Genomic DNA, 17,591 nt, shown 5'->3' on the forward strand with positions numbered 1-17,591 from the left:
CAATCATCGCGCATTATATAGCAGGCAAGTTCCCCTACAACGGTAACCTGAGCCCCTCAAAAGGCTCGCTCAATTCAAGAGCGCAGGACAGTTGTATGCGGGCCAATGTTTTTTGATGGAGGATATCATGTCTGACAAACCGATTATGGCCAAAGCCACAGCCGTCTGGCTGGTCGACAACACAACGATCAACTTCAAGCAAATCGCTGACTTTGTCGGCATGCACGAGCTTGAAGTGCAAGGCATCGCTGACGGTGATGTGGCGACCGGTGTGAAGGGCTTTGACCCGATCGCCAACAACCAGTTGACGCAGGAAGAGATCAATGCTGCGCAAGACAACCCGATGCACAAACTTAAGCTGAAGTTTTACGCCTCGGCTGTTGGTGAAGAAAAACGTCGCGGGCCGCGCTATACGCCGCTGTCAAAACGACAAGACCGTCCGGCTTCTATTCTTTGGCTGGTGAAGTTTCACCCCGAGCTGACCGACGCGCAGGTGTCAAAGCTTGTCGGCACAACCAAGCCGACCATTCAGGCGATCCGCGAGCGCACGCATTGGAATATTTCCAATATCGACCCGATCGACCCTGTTGCGCTTGGACTGTGTAAGCAAAGCGAGCTTGACGCCGCGGTGCAAAAAGCCGCCGCCAAGAAAGCGGCTAGCGGTGAGGTTATGTCTGACGACGAGCGGCGCAAGCTGGTTGGCATCGAACAGAGCCTTGGCATGGATGCCGAGCCGAAGATCCCGACAGCGATTGAAGGCCTTGAGACTTTCTCGCTTGGCGGTTCGGATGCCGACGAGAAAGAAGAGCCACTTGGCGATGCCGACAGCTTCTTTAACTTGCCAGACGACGACGAAGACGAAAAGAAATAGTCACACACGACGATAGCCGTGATGCTGACAGCTTCTTCAATCTGCCTGACGACGAAGACGACAAGTAAGACTTTCGCGCATCTGCCCTACTTCGGCAGATGCGCCCCCAACTTTCCCCATGACTAGTTTAGCAGGCCCAGCTTTGGCCACGATTGCGCGGAGCCGGAGAGCGAACACGCGCCTGATTTTAACTCGCTAAAGGCGAGTGGTGCGCGAATTGGCCCTAATAGAAGCCAGTTTTGCAAGAGTTGCGAAACCAAACCCGTGCTTAACGCAAAGCGCTTACTCCGTTGCAACTTACCATATTGATGCCCCGATTTGCTCAAACCGATGACGCGTTCACCGCGCATAACCTCATTTGAATACGCTAGAAGTGCGTCAAAATTTGAGGTGATAGCAATGCAGCTTGCTTATGAGTCCTGCCCGCGTCCTGTTGGGACGCCACGCATCGCGGTACAATGTCGCAACGGTTCTGTTTTGCAGAGCGCGTTTGGCGGCGTGCGCCCTATCTCAATGCAAATGTCAAAGAGTGAGGGTTAACAGATGCCTACAACATTCAGCCTATTTTACCTCGGCACTGCGCCTGAGATCGACACCACAGAAGGCAACCTGACCTCTGAGAACCACGCTGCGCTTGAGACACTTACCTTCGGTGGCCCGGGAGATGAGATAGCCTTCAACCTGCAAGAGTTGTCTGACAATCCGTCAAATAACTGGAACGGCGGCACGTCGACGACAGCCTATGATTCCAACAACTCGACAGCAAACGAGACATTTTCAATAGACGGCGGCCCTGTGCAAACGCATGACGCCACGATGCTCTATAACAACACGCTGATCACCTACACAGATGGTTCAACGGCCACTGTGAACGCGATTGTAATGCAAGACACCGCAGGCAACCTCTACCTGTTGCCGCCAACCTCCGGGCCAAACGCCTATTCTAATGCGCTCGAAGCAAGGCCGATCGAATCTGTTACACTCGGAACAGCGGCGCCTTCAGGTGGGACAGATACTTACGGTATGAGCGCAACCCGCTATGAGCTTAACCTGAGCGACTATGTCGTTGAGGGAACGTCAGCTGGGGAGCTCATTGACGCAAGTTATGCGGGCGACTCCGAAGGCGATGTTATCGACGGCGGCGACCACACAGACTTTTCGAACGATGACAGCGTGCACGCCGGAGCGGGCAATGACACGATCATTTCTGGTCTGGGTGATGACACGGTTGAAGCGGGAACTGGCACGGACTCTGTTGACGCTGGCGCGGGCAATGACTCCGTTTTTGCGGGCTCTGGCGACGACGAAGTGCTCGGCGGCACGGGCAACGATACTGTCTTCGGCTCTGACGGGGCAGATACGCTTCTGGGCGGCGCGGGCGACGACACGCTTGACGGCGACGACGGCCTCGCGGGCGGCGCGGCTGACAGCATTGATGGCGGCGCAGGCAACGACCAGATCATCGGCGACTATGGTAATGACACGCTTGATGGCGGCTCTGGCCGCGATACTATCTTTGCAGGTGATGACGACGACAGTGTCAGCGGTGGCACTGGCAACGACGTGCTCTATGGCGAGGCTGGTGAAGACACGATCTATGGCAATGACGGCGACGACAGACTCTATGGTGGCGATGACAACGACCAGATCTATGCTGGCAATGGCAACGACACGGTAGAAGGCGGCGACGGTGACGATTACGTTAGTGCGGGCGCGGGCCACGACAGCGTCTTGGGCGGTGCGGGCTCTGACAACCTTCAGGGTGGCGCAGGCAACGACACGCTTGATGGCGGTGCTGATGGCGACAACATCAACGCTGGCGACGGTGACGACAGCATCATCGGTGCGGATGGCAATGACAGCATCTGGGGTGCTGCTGGCGACGATACGATAGACGCCGGAAGCGGCAACGACGCCCTTTACGGCGGCACTGGTGACGATAGCATCGATGCTGGTGCCGGGAATGACTATATCTCGATGACCAGCGGCGCAGACACTGTCGACGCGGGCGATGACCAAGATAATATTCACGTCATTGCGGGTGCTTACGCTGATGGCGAGGTCGTTACCCTGACTGGCGGAACGGGCGGCGTAGACAGTGACACGCTCACGCTGACAAGTTGGGTAAGCTACTCGAATCTGGTGCAGTCAGTTGATCCGGACAGTGACAGCACGTCGGGTTCTGTGGACTTGCTGGATGCATCTGGCAACACCGTCACGGTGAATTTTAGCGAGATCGAAAACCTCAACCTGCCAGCGCCCGGACTTGATTACATCGTTGAAGGCACAGCCGCGGGCGACTTGATTGACGCCAGCTATACGACTGACCCTGACGGGGACATGATCGACAACAGCGATCATTCGGACGGCTCAAATGATGACAGTATTGAAGCAGGCGCGGGCGAAGACACGATTATTGCCGGCTTGGGAGATGATACGGTTTCGGCAGACGACGGAAACGACATTGTCAGCGGCATGGAAGGTGATGACAGCATCGACGGTGGCGCAGGCAATGATGTGCTGCACGGCGACAACGGAGATGCCAGTTCCGACTCGAATTATATTTCCCAAGGTTCGTTTGAAGGCATTAGTCCGACGAGCTTTGGCCAAGCAGACAACCTTTCAGATTGGTATAACTGGAACACGGCGTCTCCTGATTTGTCGGAGCAAGGTGGTTACGAAGCATCGTATTCAACCGCCGCAGCCCCGACCGATGGCACCAATTACGTTTCCATGGTCAACAACGGTAACGGGACTTTCCAAGAGGGCATTTCACAAGATCTTGCGAGTCCGCTCATTGCCGGGAACACCTACACGATCGTTCTGGACGCCGCTTCGGGGGGGTATAACAACTCCTCACCTACGGGCGATAACCTTCAGTTGCTGGTTTACGGAAACGAAACTGCGGGCCAGACTTTAGGCAATGCCTCTGGCGGGCCAGCAGGTGCGACGTTGCTTGGTGCAACAGATGTGACGGTTGATTACACGACCGGAACGATGGGGCAGGTGTTTGTCACCTTCACACCGACCACCGACATAGAGACGATCTCGCTTTCGCTACAAGACAGCGATTTCAACGGCAATTTTGCAGTTCTCACCATAGACAACATCTACCTTTACGAAGGCGTTGTCGGCGACGACACCATCAACGGTGGCGCGGGAGACGACACGATTTTTGGCGAAGCCGGTGACGATGTTCTGGACGGCGGTATCGGTGATGATGCGCTCTCCGGCGGCGCGGGCAATGACAGTGTTCTCGGTGACACGGGCAACGACAGCATTGACAGCGATGCGGGTGACGACACCGTGCGCGGAGGCATGGGCAATGACACCATCGATGGCGGCGCTGGCGACGACAGCATCTACGGCAACGAAGATGATGACAGTATCACTGGCGGCCTAGGCAATGACAGCCTCTATGGCGAAGAAGGCAACGACATTGTTTCCGGCGGCGACGGCGATGACCACCTTGAAGGCAACGAAGGCAACGACACGCTCTCGGGCGGCGCAGGTGACGACTGGATCCGCGGCAGCTATGGCGAAGACAGTATTACGTCGGACGCAGGCGATGACTTCCTTTGGGGTGGCTATGGCGATGATACGTTCACCTATACTGACGGCTTTGGTAACGACACGATCGAAGGCGAAGAAGCCCAGGAAACCGACGGTGACACCCTTGATCTGAGCGGCGTAACGTCTGACCTGACAGTTGATCTGACCTCGGCCAACCCCGAAACGGGCAGTTTTACCGACGGCACTGACACAGTGAGCTTTGTTGAAATCGAGAACATCATTCTCGGCGGCGGTGATGACACTCTGGTGCTGGGCACGGGCAGCGGCGCTGACACGGTACAAGGCTTCAGCATTCCGACAGGTTCGGCTGGTGCTTACACGGGCCACGATGTTCTTGACGTGAGCACATTGGTCGACACCAATGGCGCGCCTGTTAACACCGATGATGTGACGCTGAGCACCGACGGCAACGGCGATGCGGTTCTGACCTTCCCAAGCGGCGAGAGCCTCACGCTTGTCGGCGTAACCGAGGCCAGTATCACTGACCCCGAAGTGCTCGAAGCGATGGGCATTCCGATGCCAAACTACGTTGTTGACGGAACCGCTGGCGGCGATTTGATCGACGGCACATACATCACCGACCCTGAAGGCGATGTGATCGACGGCAACGACAACCAGACAGCAGGCAATGAAGACAGCGTTGAGGCGGGTGCGGGCGACGACACTGTGTTCAGCTACGCAGGCAACGACACGATCGATGCAGGCGCCGGCAACGACAGCGTTGATGCGGGCGATGCAGATGATGTTGTTTCCGGCGGCGCAGGCAACGACACGCTGCAAGGCTGGTTCGGCGATGACAGCCTTGATGGCGGAGCGGGCGACGATAGCCTCATGGGCTGGACCGGCGATGACACGCTTTCCGGCGGCGAAGGTGACGACAGCATCGAAGGCGGCGACGACCAAGATGTGATCCTGCTCGAAAACGGCTTTGGCGATGACACCATCGACGGCGGTGACGGCGGCACGACTGATTATGACACGCTCGACATGAGCGCAGTCACAACTGACACCACGGTTGATCTGACCAGCGCAAACCCCGAGAGCGGCAGCGTTACCTCCGGCGCTGACACAGCTACATTTGCCGACATCGAGAACATCGTTCTGGGTGCTGGCACTGACACGGTTGTTCTGGCCGACGGCTCTGGCAGCGATACGGTTGACGGCTTTGAAGCGCCGACAGACAACGGCGATGGCACTTACACGGGCAACGACCAGCTTGATGTAAGCGGCATGACCGACGCCAACGGCGACCCTGTGAATGTAACTGACGTGACCGTGACCGACACAAACGGCGACGGCACCGGCGACGCTATCCTGACCTTCCCGAACGGCGAGAGCGTCACGCTTGTGGGTGTGAGCCCAAGCGATGTTGACAGCCACGACGAACTTGAAGCTCTGGGCATTCCGGGCACTGACTACATCGTTGAAGGCACCTCGGGCAGCGACACGATTGATAGCTCCTATCTGGGTGATCCCGATGGGGATATGATCGACAACAATGATATGTCGGATGGCTCAAACAACGACAGTGTGCTCGCAGGCGACGGACATGATAGTGTTGTCTCCGGTTTGGGTTCGGACACGGTTTGGGCCGGCTCGGGAAATGACATTGTCGAAGGCGGTGCCGGAAGCGATGTTCTCTACGGTGAGAGTGGCGATGATAATCTGCATGGCGGCACTGGTGACGACACGCTGATAGGCGGTGCCGGAGAAGACGAGTTCTACGGTGGCACTGGCGATGACCTCATTGATGGTGGTGACGACGAAGACCGTTTCATTTTAGCAAACGACTTTGGAAACGATACCATCGTTGGTGGCGAAGGCGGCGCGAATGATGATGACTCCATTCGCGGCACTGATGTCACCGACGATCTGACAGTCATTTACACGGGTGATGAGGCCGGCACTTACTCGGATGGCAGCAGCACTGCGACCTTCTCGGAGATCGAAGGTGTTTGGACGGGTTCCGGCGACGACCTGATTGATGCGGATGCCTCAACCAGCCAGATGACGATCCAGTCGGGCGAAGGTGCGGACACCATACACTCGGGTTCCGGCGACGACTATATTAACGTTAGCGGCGATACCTTTGCCGGTGATAATGCTGTCGATACCATTGTCTTTAGTGACGGCGACGGTGACGATACCGTCATGAGCTTTGAAGCTCCGACCGATCTAGGTGGCGGCAGTTACACGGGCCATGATCAGCTTGATGTAAGCGGCTTGACCGACGCGAACGGCGACCCTGTGAATGTGCATGATGTGACAGTCACCGATACCAACGGCGACGGAACAGGCGATGCTATCCTTTCCTTCCCGAATGGTGAGAGCATAACGCTGGTTGGCGTGGATCCGGCAGATGTTGACAGCTACGGTGCGCTGGAAGCTCTGGGCATTCCGGGCACTGACGAGATCGTCAGCGGCACGGCGGGCGGCGATGTGATCAACGGGAGTTACACGGGTGACCCTGACGGCGACATGGTTGACGCAGGCGACAACGCGGCAGGCAACGACGACGACGTGATCGAAGCCGGAGCTGGCAACGACACTATTTCAGGTGGCGCAGGCGCTGACTACATTGATGCCGGTGCCGGTGACGACCAAATACTCCTGCAAGATGGGGACACGGCCCATGGCGGCGATGGAGACGACCACTTCTCTATCTCCGGGTCTAACGGTGGAACGATCTCGGTTACGGGCGGCGAAGGCGGCGAAACCGCAGGCGATACGCTCGACTTTAACGGGCTGATCGACTTTGGCGACATCACCTACACCAACACCGACCCGGGCGTTGGCGGCGGTATGAGCGGCTCGGCAACGCTGTCTGATGGCACAGTTGTGAACTTTGACGAGATCGAAAACGTGATCATCTGTTTCACAGAGGGCACACGCATAGCGACGCCGAGGGGCGCGCGAGATGTGGCTGACCTTGCGATCGGTGACATGGTTGTGACCCGTGACCACGGGCTGCAACCGATCAGTTGGGTTGGCAAGCGCACTGTGCCTGCGGTGGGCAAGCTTGCTCCGATCCGCTTTGCTCCGAACACCGTTGGTAACGAGCGCGAGCTCTTGGTGTCACCACAACACCGGATGCTTATTCAGGGTGCTGAGGCCTCGCTCTTGTTTGGCAAAAGCGAAGTGCTGGCCTCGGCCAAGCACCTTGTGAACGGCGGCAGTGTTGTCGAGCAACACGGCGGTGACGTGACTTATGTGCATATCATGTTTGATCAACACGAGATCGTCTATGCCGAGGGGGCTGCAAGCGAGAGTTTCTACCCTGGCGGCACTGGTCTTGACGCTGTTGAGTTGAAGGCCCGCGAGGAGCTGTTCACGCTTTTCCCCGAGCTTCGCAGCCACGAAGGCAGCTATGGCGACACCGCGCGCCTTTGCCTCAAATCATACGAAAGCCGTCTGTTCCGGCTGTCGTGATCCGAGCTGCTGGGTAATATCTCAGCGTTTCGGGCGCGTCGCCACACTCCAATGAATGAGAGTTATGGCGACAGGCTTTACGATCAAAAAAGGCCGCCCCGAGCAATCAGGGCGGCCTTCCTTTTGGTTTCGATCAGAGCTTACTTGAAGCGTTTGATCTCGCCTGACTTGAGGCGCGCAACATAGCTGTCAAGCTCGCGCTTCACGATTGGCATCAGGAAGTAGAGGCCAAAGATGTTGACCACAGCCATTGCAAAGATCGCGGCATCCGAGAAGTCGATGACCGGACCGAGGCTTGCTGATGCACCGATGACGATGAAGACACAGAAGATGCCTTTGAAAGTCATCTCTTTGCCTTTGCCTTCACCGAACAGGTATGTCCAAGCCTTGAGGCCGTAGTAGGACCAGCTGATCATGGTTGAGAAGGCAAACAGGACGACTGCGAGAGCGAGCACATACTGGAAGCCACCAAACGCAGACGAGAAGGCCGCCGAAGTCAGGGCCACGCCTTTGTTGTCGCCCACGGTTTTGATTGTGTTTGCGCCTTCATCAAGCATATAGATGCCTGTTGCAGGATCGGCGACGAGCTGGCCTGAGATGATGATCACCAGAGCTGTCATTGTGCAAATCACCACGGTGTCGATGAACGGCTCAAGCAGTGAAACGTAACCCTCTGTGATCGGCTCTTTGGTTTTCACCGCCGAGTGGGCGATCGCCGCAGAACCAACACCGGCTTCGTTCGAGAACGCCGCCCGTTTGAAGCCCTGGATCAACGCGCCGACCATACCGCCAGCTACACCGAGGCCCGTGAAGGCGCCGCCGAAGATCTGACCGAAGGCCCAGCCGATTTTGTCGTAGTTCATCAGGATGATGATCAATGCTGTCACCACGTAAAGCACACCCATGAACGGCACGATCTTTTCTGTCACTTTCGCGATTGACTGCAAGCCGCCCATGATAACCATGCCGACGATTACCGCGAAGATCACACCCGTGATGACACCCGGGTAGTCGCCCACAACATTGGCGATTTGCGCGTGCGCCTGATTGGCTTGGAACATGTTACCGCCGCCGAATGCGCCGAGGATACAGAAGATCGAGAACATCACAGCGAGGATCTTACCACCCGGCAGGCCGCGCTCGGCGAAGCCTTTGGTGAGGTAATACATCGGGCCGCCTGAAACGGTGCCGTCAGCATACTCGTTGCGATACTTCACGCCCAAGGTGCACTCTGTGAACTTTGAGGCCATGCCAAGCAGGCCCGCAAGCACCATCCAGAAGGTCGCGCCGGGGCCACCGATGCCGACAGCAACCGCAACACCGGCGATGTTACCCAGACCAACCGTGCCTGAGAGCGCCGTGGCGAGGGCTTGGAAGTGACTGACTTCACCGGCATCGTTCGGATCGGAGTAGTCACCCTTGACCAGCGAGATCGAATGACCGAAGGCGCGGAACTGGATGAACCCGAAGTATAAGGTGAATACCGATGCGGCGATAACCAGCCACATCACGATCCACGGGAAGGTTGTTCCTGGAAACGGGCTAAAGATGAGATTGACGAACCAGCCGGTTGAGCTGGCAAAGGCTGCGTTGACCTTTTCGTCAAACGACTGTGCTACAGCGGCATGCGGAAGCAGGGCCGTTGCAGCAGCGGCAAGTGCCGCAGGTTTGAATAGAGTTTTCATTAAACTGTCCCTTTATCTATTATGGAACGATGACAACCGGCACGGGTGCCGCTTGTGCCATTGTGCCTGCAACGGAGCCAAAGAGGCGGGCGGAAAGGCCAGAGTGCCCGGTGCGCCCGATCACGATCATTTCGGCTTTCTCGTTTTTCGCGATGTCGATGATCACCTCGGCGATGTTGCCATACTTAAGCGCGGTGGTAACTTCGATGCCGCTTTTTGCAAGCCGCTTGACGGCCGGTGCGAGAATGGCTTCTTCGGCACGGGCCAGCTCTTCACCACGGCGCTTGTGACGTTCCTCAAGCTCTTGTGGAGTTAGGAACGAGTATGGTGACCACTCAAGAACATGCGCAACAACAAGTGACGCACCGCTTGCTTTGGCCTGTTTTTCGGCAAACGCCAGCGCGCTCTCCGATCCACGGCTTCCGTCGTATCCGACGATAATTGTATGGGACATTTATCCCTCCCTTTTTTCTAGACTGTCCTACGTAAGACAACCCTAAGGTAACTTACATCTAAAAGGAATGTTTCTTCTTTTTCTTGCATTTTGAGAAAATTTCAGAAAAATGAATGGCATTGTGATCAATATTAGGATTTTTTCCGATGGATGCGCTTGATAAGTCCATACTTTCCATTCTCCAGAAAAGCGGGAATATCTCGATGGCGCAGCTTTCGGAGCGTGTCGGACTCTCGCTTTCAGCCTGTCACAGGCGCGTAAAGATGCTTGAAGCTTCCGGGAGCATTGCAGGATATGAGGCTCGGCTCGATCGCAAGAAGATCGGGCTTTTTCTGCAAGTGTTTATTGAAGTGAAGCTCACCAGCCAGCAACGCGAATGCATCGGGGCATTTGAGAGCGCAATCAAAGCCATGCCGGAAGTGCTGGAATGTCATCTGATTTCGGGGGAGTTTGATTATCTGATGCGCGTCGCCGTGCGTGACACGGAAGACTACGAAGACATTTATCGCAACCGGCTCTCGGAAATACCGTCTGTCTCGCAGATGAAGACTTTGATCAGCATGTCGGCGGTGAAGGAGTTCGGCGGTTACTACTTGAAGTAGGTCAAATCTCTTTGCGCGCCGTCATGGCAGCTGTGATGGTGCCATCATCGAGGTAGTCAAGCTCGCCGCCGATTGGCACGCCTTGCGCCAGAGAGGTGAGCTTAACGCGCCCCTCAAGCTGGTCGGCGATGTAATGCGCTGTGGTTTGCCCGTCGATTGTGGCGCCGACGGCGAGGATCACCTCTTGCACGTCTTCGGTTTCTATACGGCTGAGGAGCTGTGGTATGCGCAGATCATCAGGGCCGATTGAGTCAAGCGCCGAGAGCGTGCCGCCAAGCACATGATAGCGGCCCTTGAATACGTTCGAGCGCTCCATTGCCCAAAGATCGGCGACATCCTCAACCACACAGATCTCGCCTGTAGCGCGCTTATGGGAGGTGCAGATATCGCAAATGTCCGCCGTGCCGATGTTGCCGCAACGCAGACATTCGCGGGCGGTAACGGCGACGGTTTGCATAAGGTCGGCCAAAGGCGTGAGCATGAGTGCCCGCTTGCGGATAAGATGCAACACCGCACGCCGCGCCGAGCGCGGGCCAAGGCCGGGAAGCTTGGCCATCAGTTCGATCAGGCTGTCGATGTCACGGGTCGAGTTGTTCATGCGTCTCGTTGCTTTGATGGATTAGATGGGGGACTAGTCCCCCAAACCCCCTAGGATATTTTCACCAAGAAAAAGTTAGAACGGTAGTTTCATGTCGGCGGGGAGGCCGAGGCTTTCTGTGATGCGGGTCATTTCGTCTTGAGCGCGTTGGCTGGCTTTGCCCTGCGCGTCTTTTATCGCTGCGAGGATCAGGTCTTCCACGACTTCTTTCTCGTCGGGCTGGAAGATTGAGGGGTCGATGTCGAGGCCTTTGAGCTCGCCTTTGGCGGTGCAGGTGGCTTTGACCAGGCCGGCGCCGCTTTCACCTGTGACCATGAGAACGTGCAGCTGCTCTTGCATCTCTTCCATTTGCTTTTGCATGGCCTGTGCTTTTTTCATCATGCCGGCCATGTCGCCGAGGTTGCCTAGTCCTTTGAGCATTGCTCTCTCCTTTTGTGCGTTACGTGTTAGATAAGCCTTGCTGTGGCTTTGAGCAAGTTACCAGCCGTACTCGGAGTAGTGCTGCGCTTTGTCGATGAAGCCGAGGGCGGCGCGGATGTAGGGGATTGTGCTGTCGGGCAGCGCGTTTTCGGGTGTCCAAGTGAGCGCGGCGCATTTGTCGGGCTCCATGTTGGTCGGAGTGCCTTGCCAGTGCTCGGTGGTGAAGAAGAGTGACACCCGTTCGCTGTCAGAGTTGCGGTGCATCATGTGGGCGAGGTGCAGATCATCAAGAGCGATGGAGAGGCCAGCTTCTTCAAGTGCTTCACGCTGCATCGCCTGGCGGAAGGTTTCTGCGCCGTCGACGTGGCCCGCGACAAGGCCCCAGTGCCCGTCCATGTAGCCGGTGTTCTGGCGCAAGAGCATCAGAAGCTTGCCTTCGTGCCTGAGCACGAGATGCGCTTCCGCGATGAATTTGAAGCGCTGTTCAGACAATTTTGACCGCCTTTAGCCCGTCGTTTTCTGGGACCGAGCAGCAAATGGACTTGAGTGATCGTGGCTCGGAATAGTCCCACGGGCGGCCACGGTGCAAGACGGCACGCTCGTCCCAGATTAGCACATCGCCGACTTGCCATTGGTGCGAATAGACGGCCTCGGGGCGCGTGCAATGTGCTATTGCGGCGTCGAGCACACCTGTTTCGGTTTCGTTGCTCACGTCGGAAACTTCAAACTCGACGTCACGGCCAGCGGCCATTGCGGCGCGGTTTTCCAACGGGCCGAACATTTCTGCGAGGCGGGTGTGTGTGGCGTCGTCCATGCTTTGCTTGGGAAACAAGAGCGCCGAGTGTTGTTCAAACGCGGCGCGGATGCCGGGGAAAGTTTCATCGGTGACGCTGTTGAGATCAACATCGTGAACGACGAGGCCGAAGTCGGGGTGCAGGGCACTGGTCTTCATGGTCTAGTCCTCTTCGAAGGGGTCCCATTCATCGTCGACTTCAGGCAGCGCCTCGACTTGCGCTTCGGCGGCGATATCTGCCTCGGTGCGGACCTTGATGATTTCGGCCTTAGGGAAGGCGGCAAACACAGCGGCGACAAGCGGGTGTGCGCGCGCCTCGGAGTGCAAAGCATTTGTGGCGGCGTTGCGTTTTTCCAAGATACTCTCGGCACCACCTTCGTTCACGACGGTGACAACCCAGCGGTTGCCTGTCCAGCCTTGTAGGCGTTGGCCGAGGCGTTGGGCGAGGTCGGGCTTGGCGCGTGGGCCGGGCTCGAAGGTGATGCGGCCGGGCTGGTAAGACACGAGGCGCACGTCGCTTTCGACTTCCATCTGCAAGAGGCCGTCGCGGTTGGCGCGGATCAACTCGACCACATGTTCGAACGTCGGGTAACGGCTGAGGGCCACTTCCGGCGCTTGGGCAAGAGCGGTGACGCCACCACCTGACCCGCTGCCAGAGCCGCCGGCGGTTGTATGGCTCATGGCTGTTGTGGCTTGGTTTGCGCTTGGAGCAGGTGCGCCGCCACCACCGGAAGGAGGCGGGGGCGGTGGTGTGTCGCCCAGCTTTTTGACCAGCTCGTCAGGTGTCGGTAAGTCGGCGACATGCGTCATGCGGATGATCGCCATTTCGGCAGCCATCATGGCGTTGGGGGCGTGGGACACTTCCTCAAGCGACTTGAGCAGCATTTGCCACATACGCGCCAGAACACGCAGACCGAGGCTGTCGGCATAGCCTTGGCCACGCGCGCGCTCGTCGGGGCTAACGGTTGGATCATTGGCCACATCAGGCGTGATCTTGACGACAGAAACCCAATGCGTGAGCTCGGCCAGATCACGCAGCACGGCGAGGGGGTCGGCTCCGTCAGCATACTGCGCGGCGAGTTCGGTGAGAGCGCCTGCGGCATCGCCGCGCATGATCATCTCGAAGAGATCCATCACACGGCCACGATCAGCAAGGCCGAGCATGGCGCGGACTTGGTCGGCGCTGGTTTCTCCGGCGCCGTGGCTTATGGCTTGATCGAGCAGAGATGTCGCGTCACGGGCCGAGCCTTCGGCGGCGCGGGCTATGAGCGCAAGGGCGTCTTCGGCGATCTGCGCGCCTTCACCATCGGCAATTTTGCGCAGCAGGCCGATCTGATCTTCGGGCTCGATACGGCGCAAGTCAAAGCGCTGGCAACGGGACAAAACTGTGACGGGAACTTTGCGAATTTCGGTCGTGGCGAAGATAAACTTCACGTGTTCGGGCGGCTCTTCGAGTGTCTTGAGCAACGCGTTGAAGGCGTTGTTGGACAGCATGTGAACTTCGTCGATGATGTAGATTTTGTAGCGGGCCGAAGCAGCGCGGTAGGCGACAGAATCGATGATCTCGCGGATGTCACCGACACCCGTGCGCGATGCGGCGTCCATTTCCATCACATCAACGTGGCGGCCTTCCATGATCGCGGTGCAGTGCTCGCAGACACCGCAAGGCTCGGTTGTCGGGCTGCCCTCACCGTCAGGGCCGATGCAGTTCATGCCCTTGGCAATGATGCGCGCGGTCGTGGTTTTGCCGGTGCCGCGGATGCCTGTCATGATGAAAGCCTGCGCGATGCGATCAGCTTCAAAGGCATTTTTGAGCGTGCGCACCATAGCCTCTTGGCCGACAAGATCGGCGAATGTCTCGGGGCGGTATTTGCGCGCGAGAACTTGATAGGCTGGTGTGGTTGTTTCGCTCATGGCTGCTTTCTCGGAATCGGCTTTGGGCAAGGTAGCGGGGCGCTGTGGCAAGGTCTAGCGCTACCCGTTCAAATCTTCCAGAGAACAACTCCGGTAGCGATGATCGAGAAAGAGAGAAGAAGTGCGATGAGTGAAAATGACAACCGCCCGCCCGTGTCGGTGTCGTTCTCGCTGAGGCGGTCGCGCGTGGCGCAAGCACGGTTGCGGGCAGACCAGACAAAGATCAGACCCGCGAGAAGAAACAAGCTGGCAACAACTTTGGGAAGCCATGTAGGTGAGAGCTCACCAAATACGGCGTTGAAGCCTATCGCAACGCCGACACAGCCAAGACCAGTGCCGACCCATGACGAGAACGAGCGCTCTGACGACATCAGAGTCCGGTCTTCCGACCATTCGGTGCGTTGTTTTGAGAGTTCTTCGGATTTGTCAGACATGGGGTAAACATAGCTTTAGGTTTGACTTTCGCAAGCGAGAGCTTGGCAGCGGCGCTGAAATGCGTCAGTCTCGACGGGCGTTTTGTAAGTGGGATGTAAGATGAGACTACGTGGTGTGCGTAAAAGCCGGAATGTTGAAGACCGGCGCAAGATGAGTGGTGGCAAAGGGGCCGGGCTTGGCGGTGTGGGGCTGTTGGTCGTTCTTGCTGTCGGCTACTTTGCGGGAATCGACGTGACGCCTTTGCTTGAAGGGCAGGGCGGTATCGGACAGCAGAGCACGGCCTCTCGGGAGCTTACTGAGGCCGAACAGCGCGAAGGCGAATTTGCCGCCGGAGTGCTGAGCACAACCGAGCAGGTTTGGGGGCAGGTCTTCCCGCAGATCGCAGATAAGGCATATCAGCCGCCAGTGATGGTGCTCTATTCGGGCGTTACCAGCAGCCCCTGCGGTAACGCGAGCGGAGCCACTGGGCCGTTTTACTGCCCGGGCGATGAGAAATTCTACCTCGACACTGCGTTCTTTACGACCATGCGACAGAAGCTCGGTGCGGGCGGCGACTTCGCAGCAGCTTATGTTATCGCGCACGAAGTGGCGCACCACGTACAAAACGAGCTGGGTATTTTGCCGAAGGTTAACCAAAGGCGGCAAGCTGTCGGGCAGACCGAAGCCAATGCGTTGACCGTGCGGCTTGAGCTGCAAGCCGACTGCCTGAGCGGTGTCTGGGCGCGGGCGGTGAGCAGCACACTTGAGCGCGGTGACCTGCAGGAAGCACTGAACGCAGCAAAGCAGATCGGTGACGATACGCTACAGCGCAATGCTGGCCGCGTGCCGCAGCCGCATACCTTTACGCATGGCACAAGCGAGCAGCGGCAGCGCTGGTTTAGCGTCGGTTACAAAAGTGGCGATGCCAACAGCTGCGACACCTTTAGTGCTGCACGGCTTTGATTGAGCCTGACACAGAAAACGCATTGGTGCTTTCGATGCTTTCAGTCGGCGGCGGCACTGTTGCGATTGCTTCATTGCCGGGTCGTAGCGGGACGTATCAGCAAGATATGCAGTCATTCCGCGAGTTCATGCCAAGCCTTGTTCTAACGATGGTAACCGAGGCAGAGCTGACCGATACGGGTGCGGTGTCCTTCGGAATTGACATCCAGTCAATGGGCAGTCGTTGGTTTCACTTACCGGTGATGGACTACTGCGCCCCCGCCACAGACACGGCAATGCTCTGGCCCGACGCAAGTACGGCTGCTCGCTCGGCACTGGCTGGCGGCGGGCGTGTTCTGGTGCACTGCAAGGCCGGATGCGGGCGCTCTGGCATGGCGGTTCTTCGCTTAATGGTCGACAGTGGTGAAGACCCGAGCGAGGCTTTGAAACGATTGCGCGCTGTGCGGCCTTGTGCGGTCGAGACGGATGTTCAGATGACATGGGCACGTGCAGGGTTCTGAAGATTTTGATTCGCCAAAAGCAAAGTGCAAATCCGTAAAAACACGTAGTTTGCAAACATGTTTACCAAAAACATCTCTGAAACATGAGTAATTCTCGGTGTTTTGACTATTTTTTAAGCATTGGTAATATTTTTTGACCACGATTGAGAAAAATGCGTTGTATTCCATAACCACATGCTTAGTAATTGGCGTCGGAGGAGCTCTGGCCTGAATGGGCTACTCAAATAATACCATAAAACTCGGAGGATAAATATGGATCGTCGTAAATTTCTGAAAGGTGCTGCCATTGGCGCCGGAGCAACTGCTCTCGCAGCCCCTGCGCTCGCGCAAGGCGGCAAGCAGCTTACAATCGTATCAACTTGGCCACGTGACTTCCCAGGTCTGGGTGTGTCTGCCCAGCGCCTTGCGGCGCGTATCGGCGAGCTTGGTGACGGTGCTTTCAATGTTGAATACTTCGCCGCAGGCGAACGCGTCGGTGCATTTGACAGCTTTGACGAAGTTGCTTCAGGCAACTCGCAAGCCTACATCGGCGCTGACTATTACTGGGCCGGTAAGCACCCGGGCTTTGCCTATTTCACGGCGGTTCCTTTCGGCATGAACGTCGTTGAGCGCAACGCTTGGATCACATACGGTGGCGGCCAAGAACTCTGGGACGAGATCTCGGGTGAGTATGGCATCAAATCCTTCCAAGCTGGCCCAACAGGCACGCAAGCTGGTGGTTGGTTCAACAAAGAGATGGAAAGCGCTGACGACTTCAAAGGTCTCAAAATGCGTATGCCCGGCCTTGGTGGTCAGGTTCTGTCAAAAATGGGCGCTTCAACTGTGTCGCTTCCAGGCGGTCAGATCTATGAAAACCTCGTTTCAGGCGCAATCGACGCGACTGAGTGGGTTGGCCCATATAATGACTACTTCATGAAGTTCTATGAAGCAGCCAAATACTACTACACTGGCGGTATGCACGAGCCGAGCGCGAGCATCGCGTTTGGTATGAACAAAGAATGGTTCGACGGTCTTACAGCCCACGAGCAGCTCATTCTTGAAGTTGCCTGCAACGAAGAGCAGGGCCGTGCGCACCAAGAGTCTGTCGCCAAAAACGGCGAGTATCTTGATAAGCTCGTTAACGAGCATGGTGTTCAGGTTCGCTCGTTCAGCGAAGACATCTGGGATGCCTTCGGTGAAGCCTCAGCGGAAGTGTTTGCAGAAACACGTGAGCACTCAGCGCTTGCGGCCAAGATTGACGACAGCTTCCAAGCTGCGCTGCGCAACTACGGCACGTATCTGTCAAACTTTGACGGTCAGTTTGTGAACCAACGCAACCGCGTTCTGGGCATTAGCTAACTTCAACTTAAGCATGTAAAAGCGGGGCCCAAGCGGC

14 protein-coding genes are annotated in these 17,591 nt (G+C 57.0%); 6 read left to right on the top strand and 8 right to left on the bottom strand.

Going from position 1 to position 17,591, the window contains the following annotated elements; all coding sequences use genetic code 11:
• The first annotated feature begins 127 nt into the window (after positions 1 to 127).
• Together KO498_RS06705 and KO498_RS06710 are read left to right on the top strand one after the other, a co-directional pair.
• Positions 128 to 871, top strand: coding sequence for a DUF1013 domain-containing protein (locus tag KO498_RS06705; RefSeq protein ID WP_252731305.1), 744 nt, complete (start codon positions 128 to 130; stop codon positions 869 to 871).
• Between the two features lie 543 nt (positions 872 to 1,414).
• Positions 1,415 to 7,873 (top strand): Hint domain-containing protein, encoded by a 6,459-nt coding sequence (locus tag KO498_RS06710; protein WP_215959101.1) that lies wholly within the window; start codon positions 1,415 to 1,417, stop codon positions 7,871 to 7,873.
• Between the two features lie 140 nt (positions 7,874 to 8,013).
• Here the strand turns inward: KO498_RS06710 and KO498_RS06715 are convergent, their stop codons facing one another.
• Positions 8,014 to 9,558: an alanine/glycine:cation symporter family protein gene (locus KO498_RS06715; RefSeq protein ID WP_215959102.1), complete on the bottom strand. Its 1,545-nt coding sequence runs from the start codon at positions 9,556 to 9,558 to the stop codon at positions 8,014 to 8,016.
• Positions 9,559 to 9,577: 19 nt separating this feature from the next.
• A complete protein-coding gene (locus KO498_RS06720; protein WP_215959103.1) occupies positions 9,578 to 10,012 on the bottom strand; it encodes a universal stress protein in 435 nt (144 codons plus the stop codon).
• A gap of 146 nt (positions 10,013 to 10,158) precedes the next feature.
• Here KO498_RS06720 and KO498_RS06725 point away from each other — a divergent pair, with 146 nt between their 5' ends.
• Complete coding sequence (locus KO498_RS06725) at positions 10,159 to 10,614, top strand: Lrp/AsnC family transcriptional regulator (protein WP_215959104.1); 456 nt, start codon at positions 10,159 to 10,161, stop codon at positions 10,612 to 10,614.
• Position 10,615: 1 nt separating this feature from the next.
• Here the strand turns inward: KO498_RS06725 and recR are convergent, their stop codons facing one another.
• The 6 genes from recR to KO498_RS06755 all read right to left on the bottom strand — a co-directional run bounded on the left by recR (position 10,616) and on the right by KO498_RS06755 (position 14,773).
• On the bottom strand, positions 10,616 to 11,212 hold the full coding sequence (gene recR / locus KO498_RS06730; RefSeq protein WP_215959105.1) for a recombination mediator RecR: 597 nt from the start codon (positions 11,210 to 11,212) through the stop codon (positions 10,616 to 10,618).
• A gap of 75 nt (positions 11,213 to 11,287) precedes the next feature.
• Positions 11,288 to 11,632: a YbaB/EbfC family nucleoid-associated protein gene (locus KO498_RS06735; RefSeq protein ID WP_215959106.1), complete on the bottom strand. Its 345-nt coding sequence runs from the start codon at positions 11,630 to 11,632 to the stop codon at positions 11,288 to 11,290.
• A gap of 57 nt (positions 11,633 to 11,689) precedes the next feature.
• Entirely contained in the window at positions 11,690 to 12,124 is a 435-nt protein-coding gene (locus tag KO498_RS06740) for an NUDIX hydrolase (RefSeq protein WP_215959107.1), read from the bottom strand.
• Positions 12,117 to 12,584, bottom strand: a complete 468-nt coding sequence (locus KO498_RS06745) for a TauD/TfdA dioxygenase family protein (protein WP_215959108.1) — start codon at positions 12,582 to 12,584, stop codon at positions 12,117 to 12,119. Before KO498_RS06745 ends, KO498_RS06740 begins: the two co-directional genes overlap by 8 nt.
• Before the next feature lie 3 nt (positions 12,585 to 12,587).
• Positions 12,588 to 14,339, bottom strand: coding sequence for a DNA polymerase III subunit gamma/tau (locus KO498_RS06750; RefSeq protein ID WP_215959109.1), 1,752 nt, complete (start codon positions 14,337 to 14,339; stop codon positions 12,588 to 12,590).
• Positions 14,340 to 14,407: 68 nt separating this feature from the next.
• Entirely contained in the window at positions 14,408 to 14,773 is a 366-nt protein-coding gene (locus KO498_RS06755) for a YidH family protein (RefSeq protein WP_215959110.1), read from the bottom strand.
• A gap of 100 nt (positions 14,774 to 14,873) precedes the next feature.
• On the opposite strand from KO498_RS06755, the gene ypfJ reads away from it, so the two are divergent.
• The 3 genes from ypfJ (at position 14,874) to KO498_RS06770 (ending at position 17,554) form a co-directional block, all read left to right on the top strand.
• On the top strand, positions 14,874 to 15,716 hold the full coding sequence (ypfJ, locus tag KO498_RS06760; RefSeq protein WP_215959111.1) for a KPN_02809 family neutral zinc metallopeptidase: 843 nt from the start codon (positions 14,874 to 14,876) through the stop codon (positions 15,714 to 15,716).
• The gene (locus KO498_RS06765) at positions 15,713 to 16,216 is read left to right on the top strand and encodes a protein-tyrosine phosphatase family protein (RefSeq protein ID WP_354667631.1); all 504 of its coding nucleotides are present in this window, start codon (positions 15,713 to 15,715) and stop codon (positions 16,214 to 16,216) included. The genes ypfJ and KO498_RS06765 overlap by 4 nt, the downstream gene beginning before the upstream one ends.
• 252 nt (positions 16,217 to 16,468) lie before the next feature.
• Entirely contained in the window at positions 16,469 to 17,554 is a 1,086-nt protein-coding gene (locus KO498_RS06770; RefSeq protein WP_215959112.1) for a TRAP transporter substrate-binding protein, read from the top strand.
• Positions 17,555 to 17,591: the final 37 nt, after the last annotated feature.

It is taken from the genome of Lentibacter algarum (assembly GCF_018860975.1).
Classification (GTDB): domain Bacteria; phylum Pseudomonadota; class Alphaproteobacteria; order Rhodobacterales; family Rhodobacteraceae; genus Lentibacter; species Lentibacter algarum_A.

Excerpts from the sequence above, each read along its gene's own strand:
- KO498_RS06705 (WP_252731305.1), top strand. The coding sequence starts at position 128 with ATGTCTGACAAACCGATTATGGCCAAAGCCACAGCCGTCTGGCTGGTC.
- KO498_RS06710 (WP_215959101.1), top strand. The coding sequence starts at position 1,415 with ATGCCTACAACATTCAGCCTATTTTACCTCGGCACTGCGCCTGAGATC.
- KO498_RS06715 (WP_215959102.1), bottom strand. The coding sequence starts at position 9,558 with ATGAAAACTCTATTCAAACCTGCGGCACTTGCCGCTGCTGCAACGGCC.
- KO498_RS06720 (WP_215959103.1), bottom strand. The coding sequence starts at position 10,012 with ATGTCCCATACAATTATCGTCGGATACGACGGAAGCCGTGGATCGGAG.
- KO498_RS06725 (WP_215959104.1), top strand. The coding sequence starts at position 10,159 with ATGGATGCGCTTGATAAGTCCATACTTTCCATTCTCCAGAAAAGCGGG.
- recR (WP_215959105.1), bottom strand. The coding sequence starts at position 11,212 with ATGAACAACTCGACCCGTGACATCGACAGCCTGATCGAACTGATGGCC.
- KO498_RS06735 (WP_215959106.1), bottom strand. The coding sequence starts at position 11,632 with ATGCTCAAAGGACTAGGCAACCTCGGCGACATGGCCGGCATGATGAAA.
- KO498_RS06745 (WP_215959108.1), bottom strand. The coding sequence starts at position 12,584 with ATGAAGACCAGTGCCCTGCACCCCGACTTCGGCCTCGTCGTTCACGAT.
- KO498_RS06750 (WP_215959109.1), bottom strand. The coding sequence starts at position 14,339 with ATGAGCGAAACAACCACACCAGCCTATCAAGTTCTCGCGCGCAAATAC.
- KO498_RS06755 (WP_215959110.1), bottom strand. The coding sequence starts at position 14,773 with ATGTCTGACAAATCCGAAGAACTCTCAAAACAACGCACCGAATGGTCG.
- ypfJ (WP_215959111.1), top strand. The coding sequence starts at position 14,874 with ATGAGACTACGTGGTGTGCGTAAAAGCCGGAATGTTGAAGACCGGCGC.
- KO498_RS06770 (WP_215959112.1), top strand. The coding sequence starts at position 16,469 with ATGGATCGTCGTAAATTTCTGAAAGGTGCTGCCATTGGCGCCGGAGCA.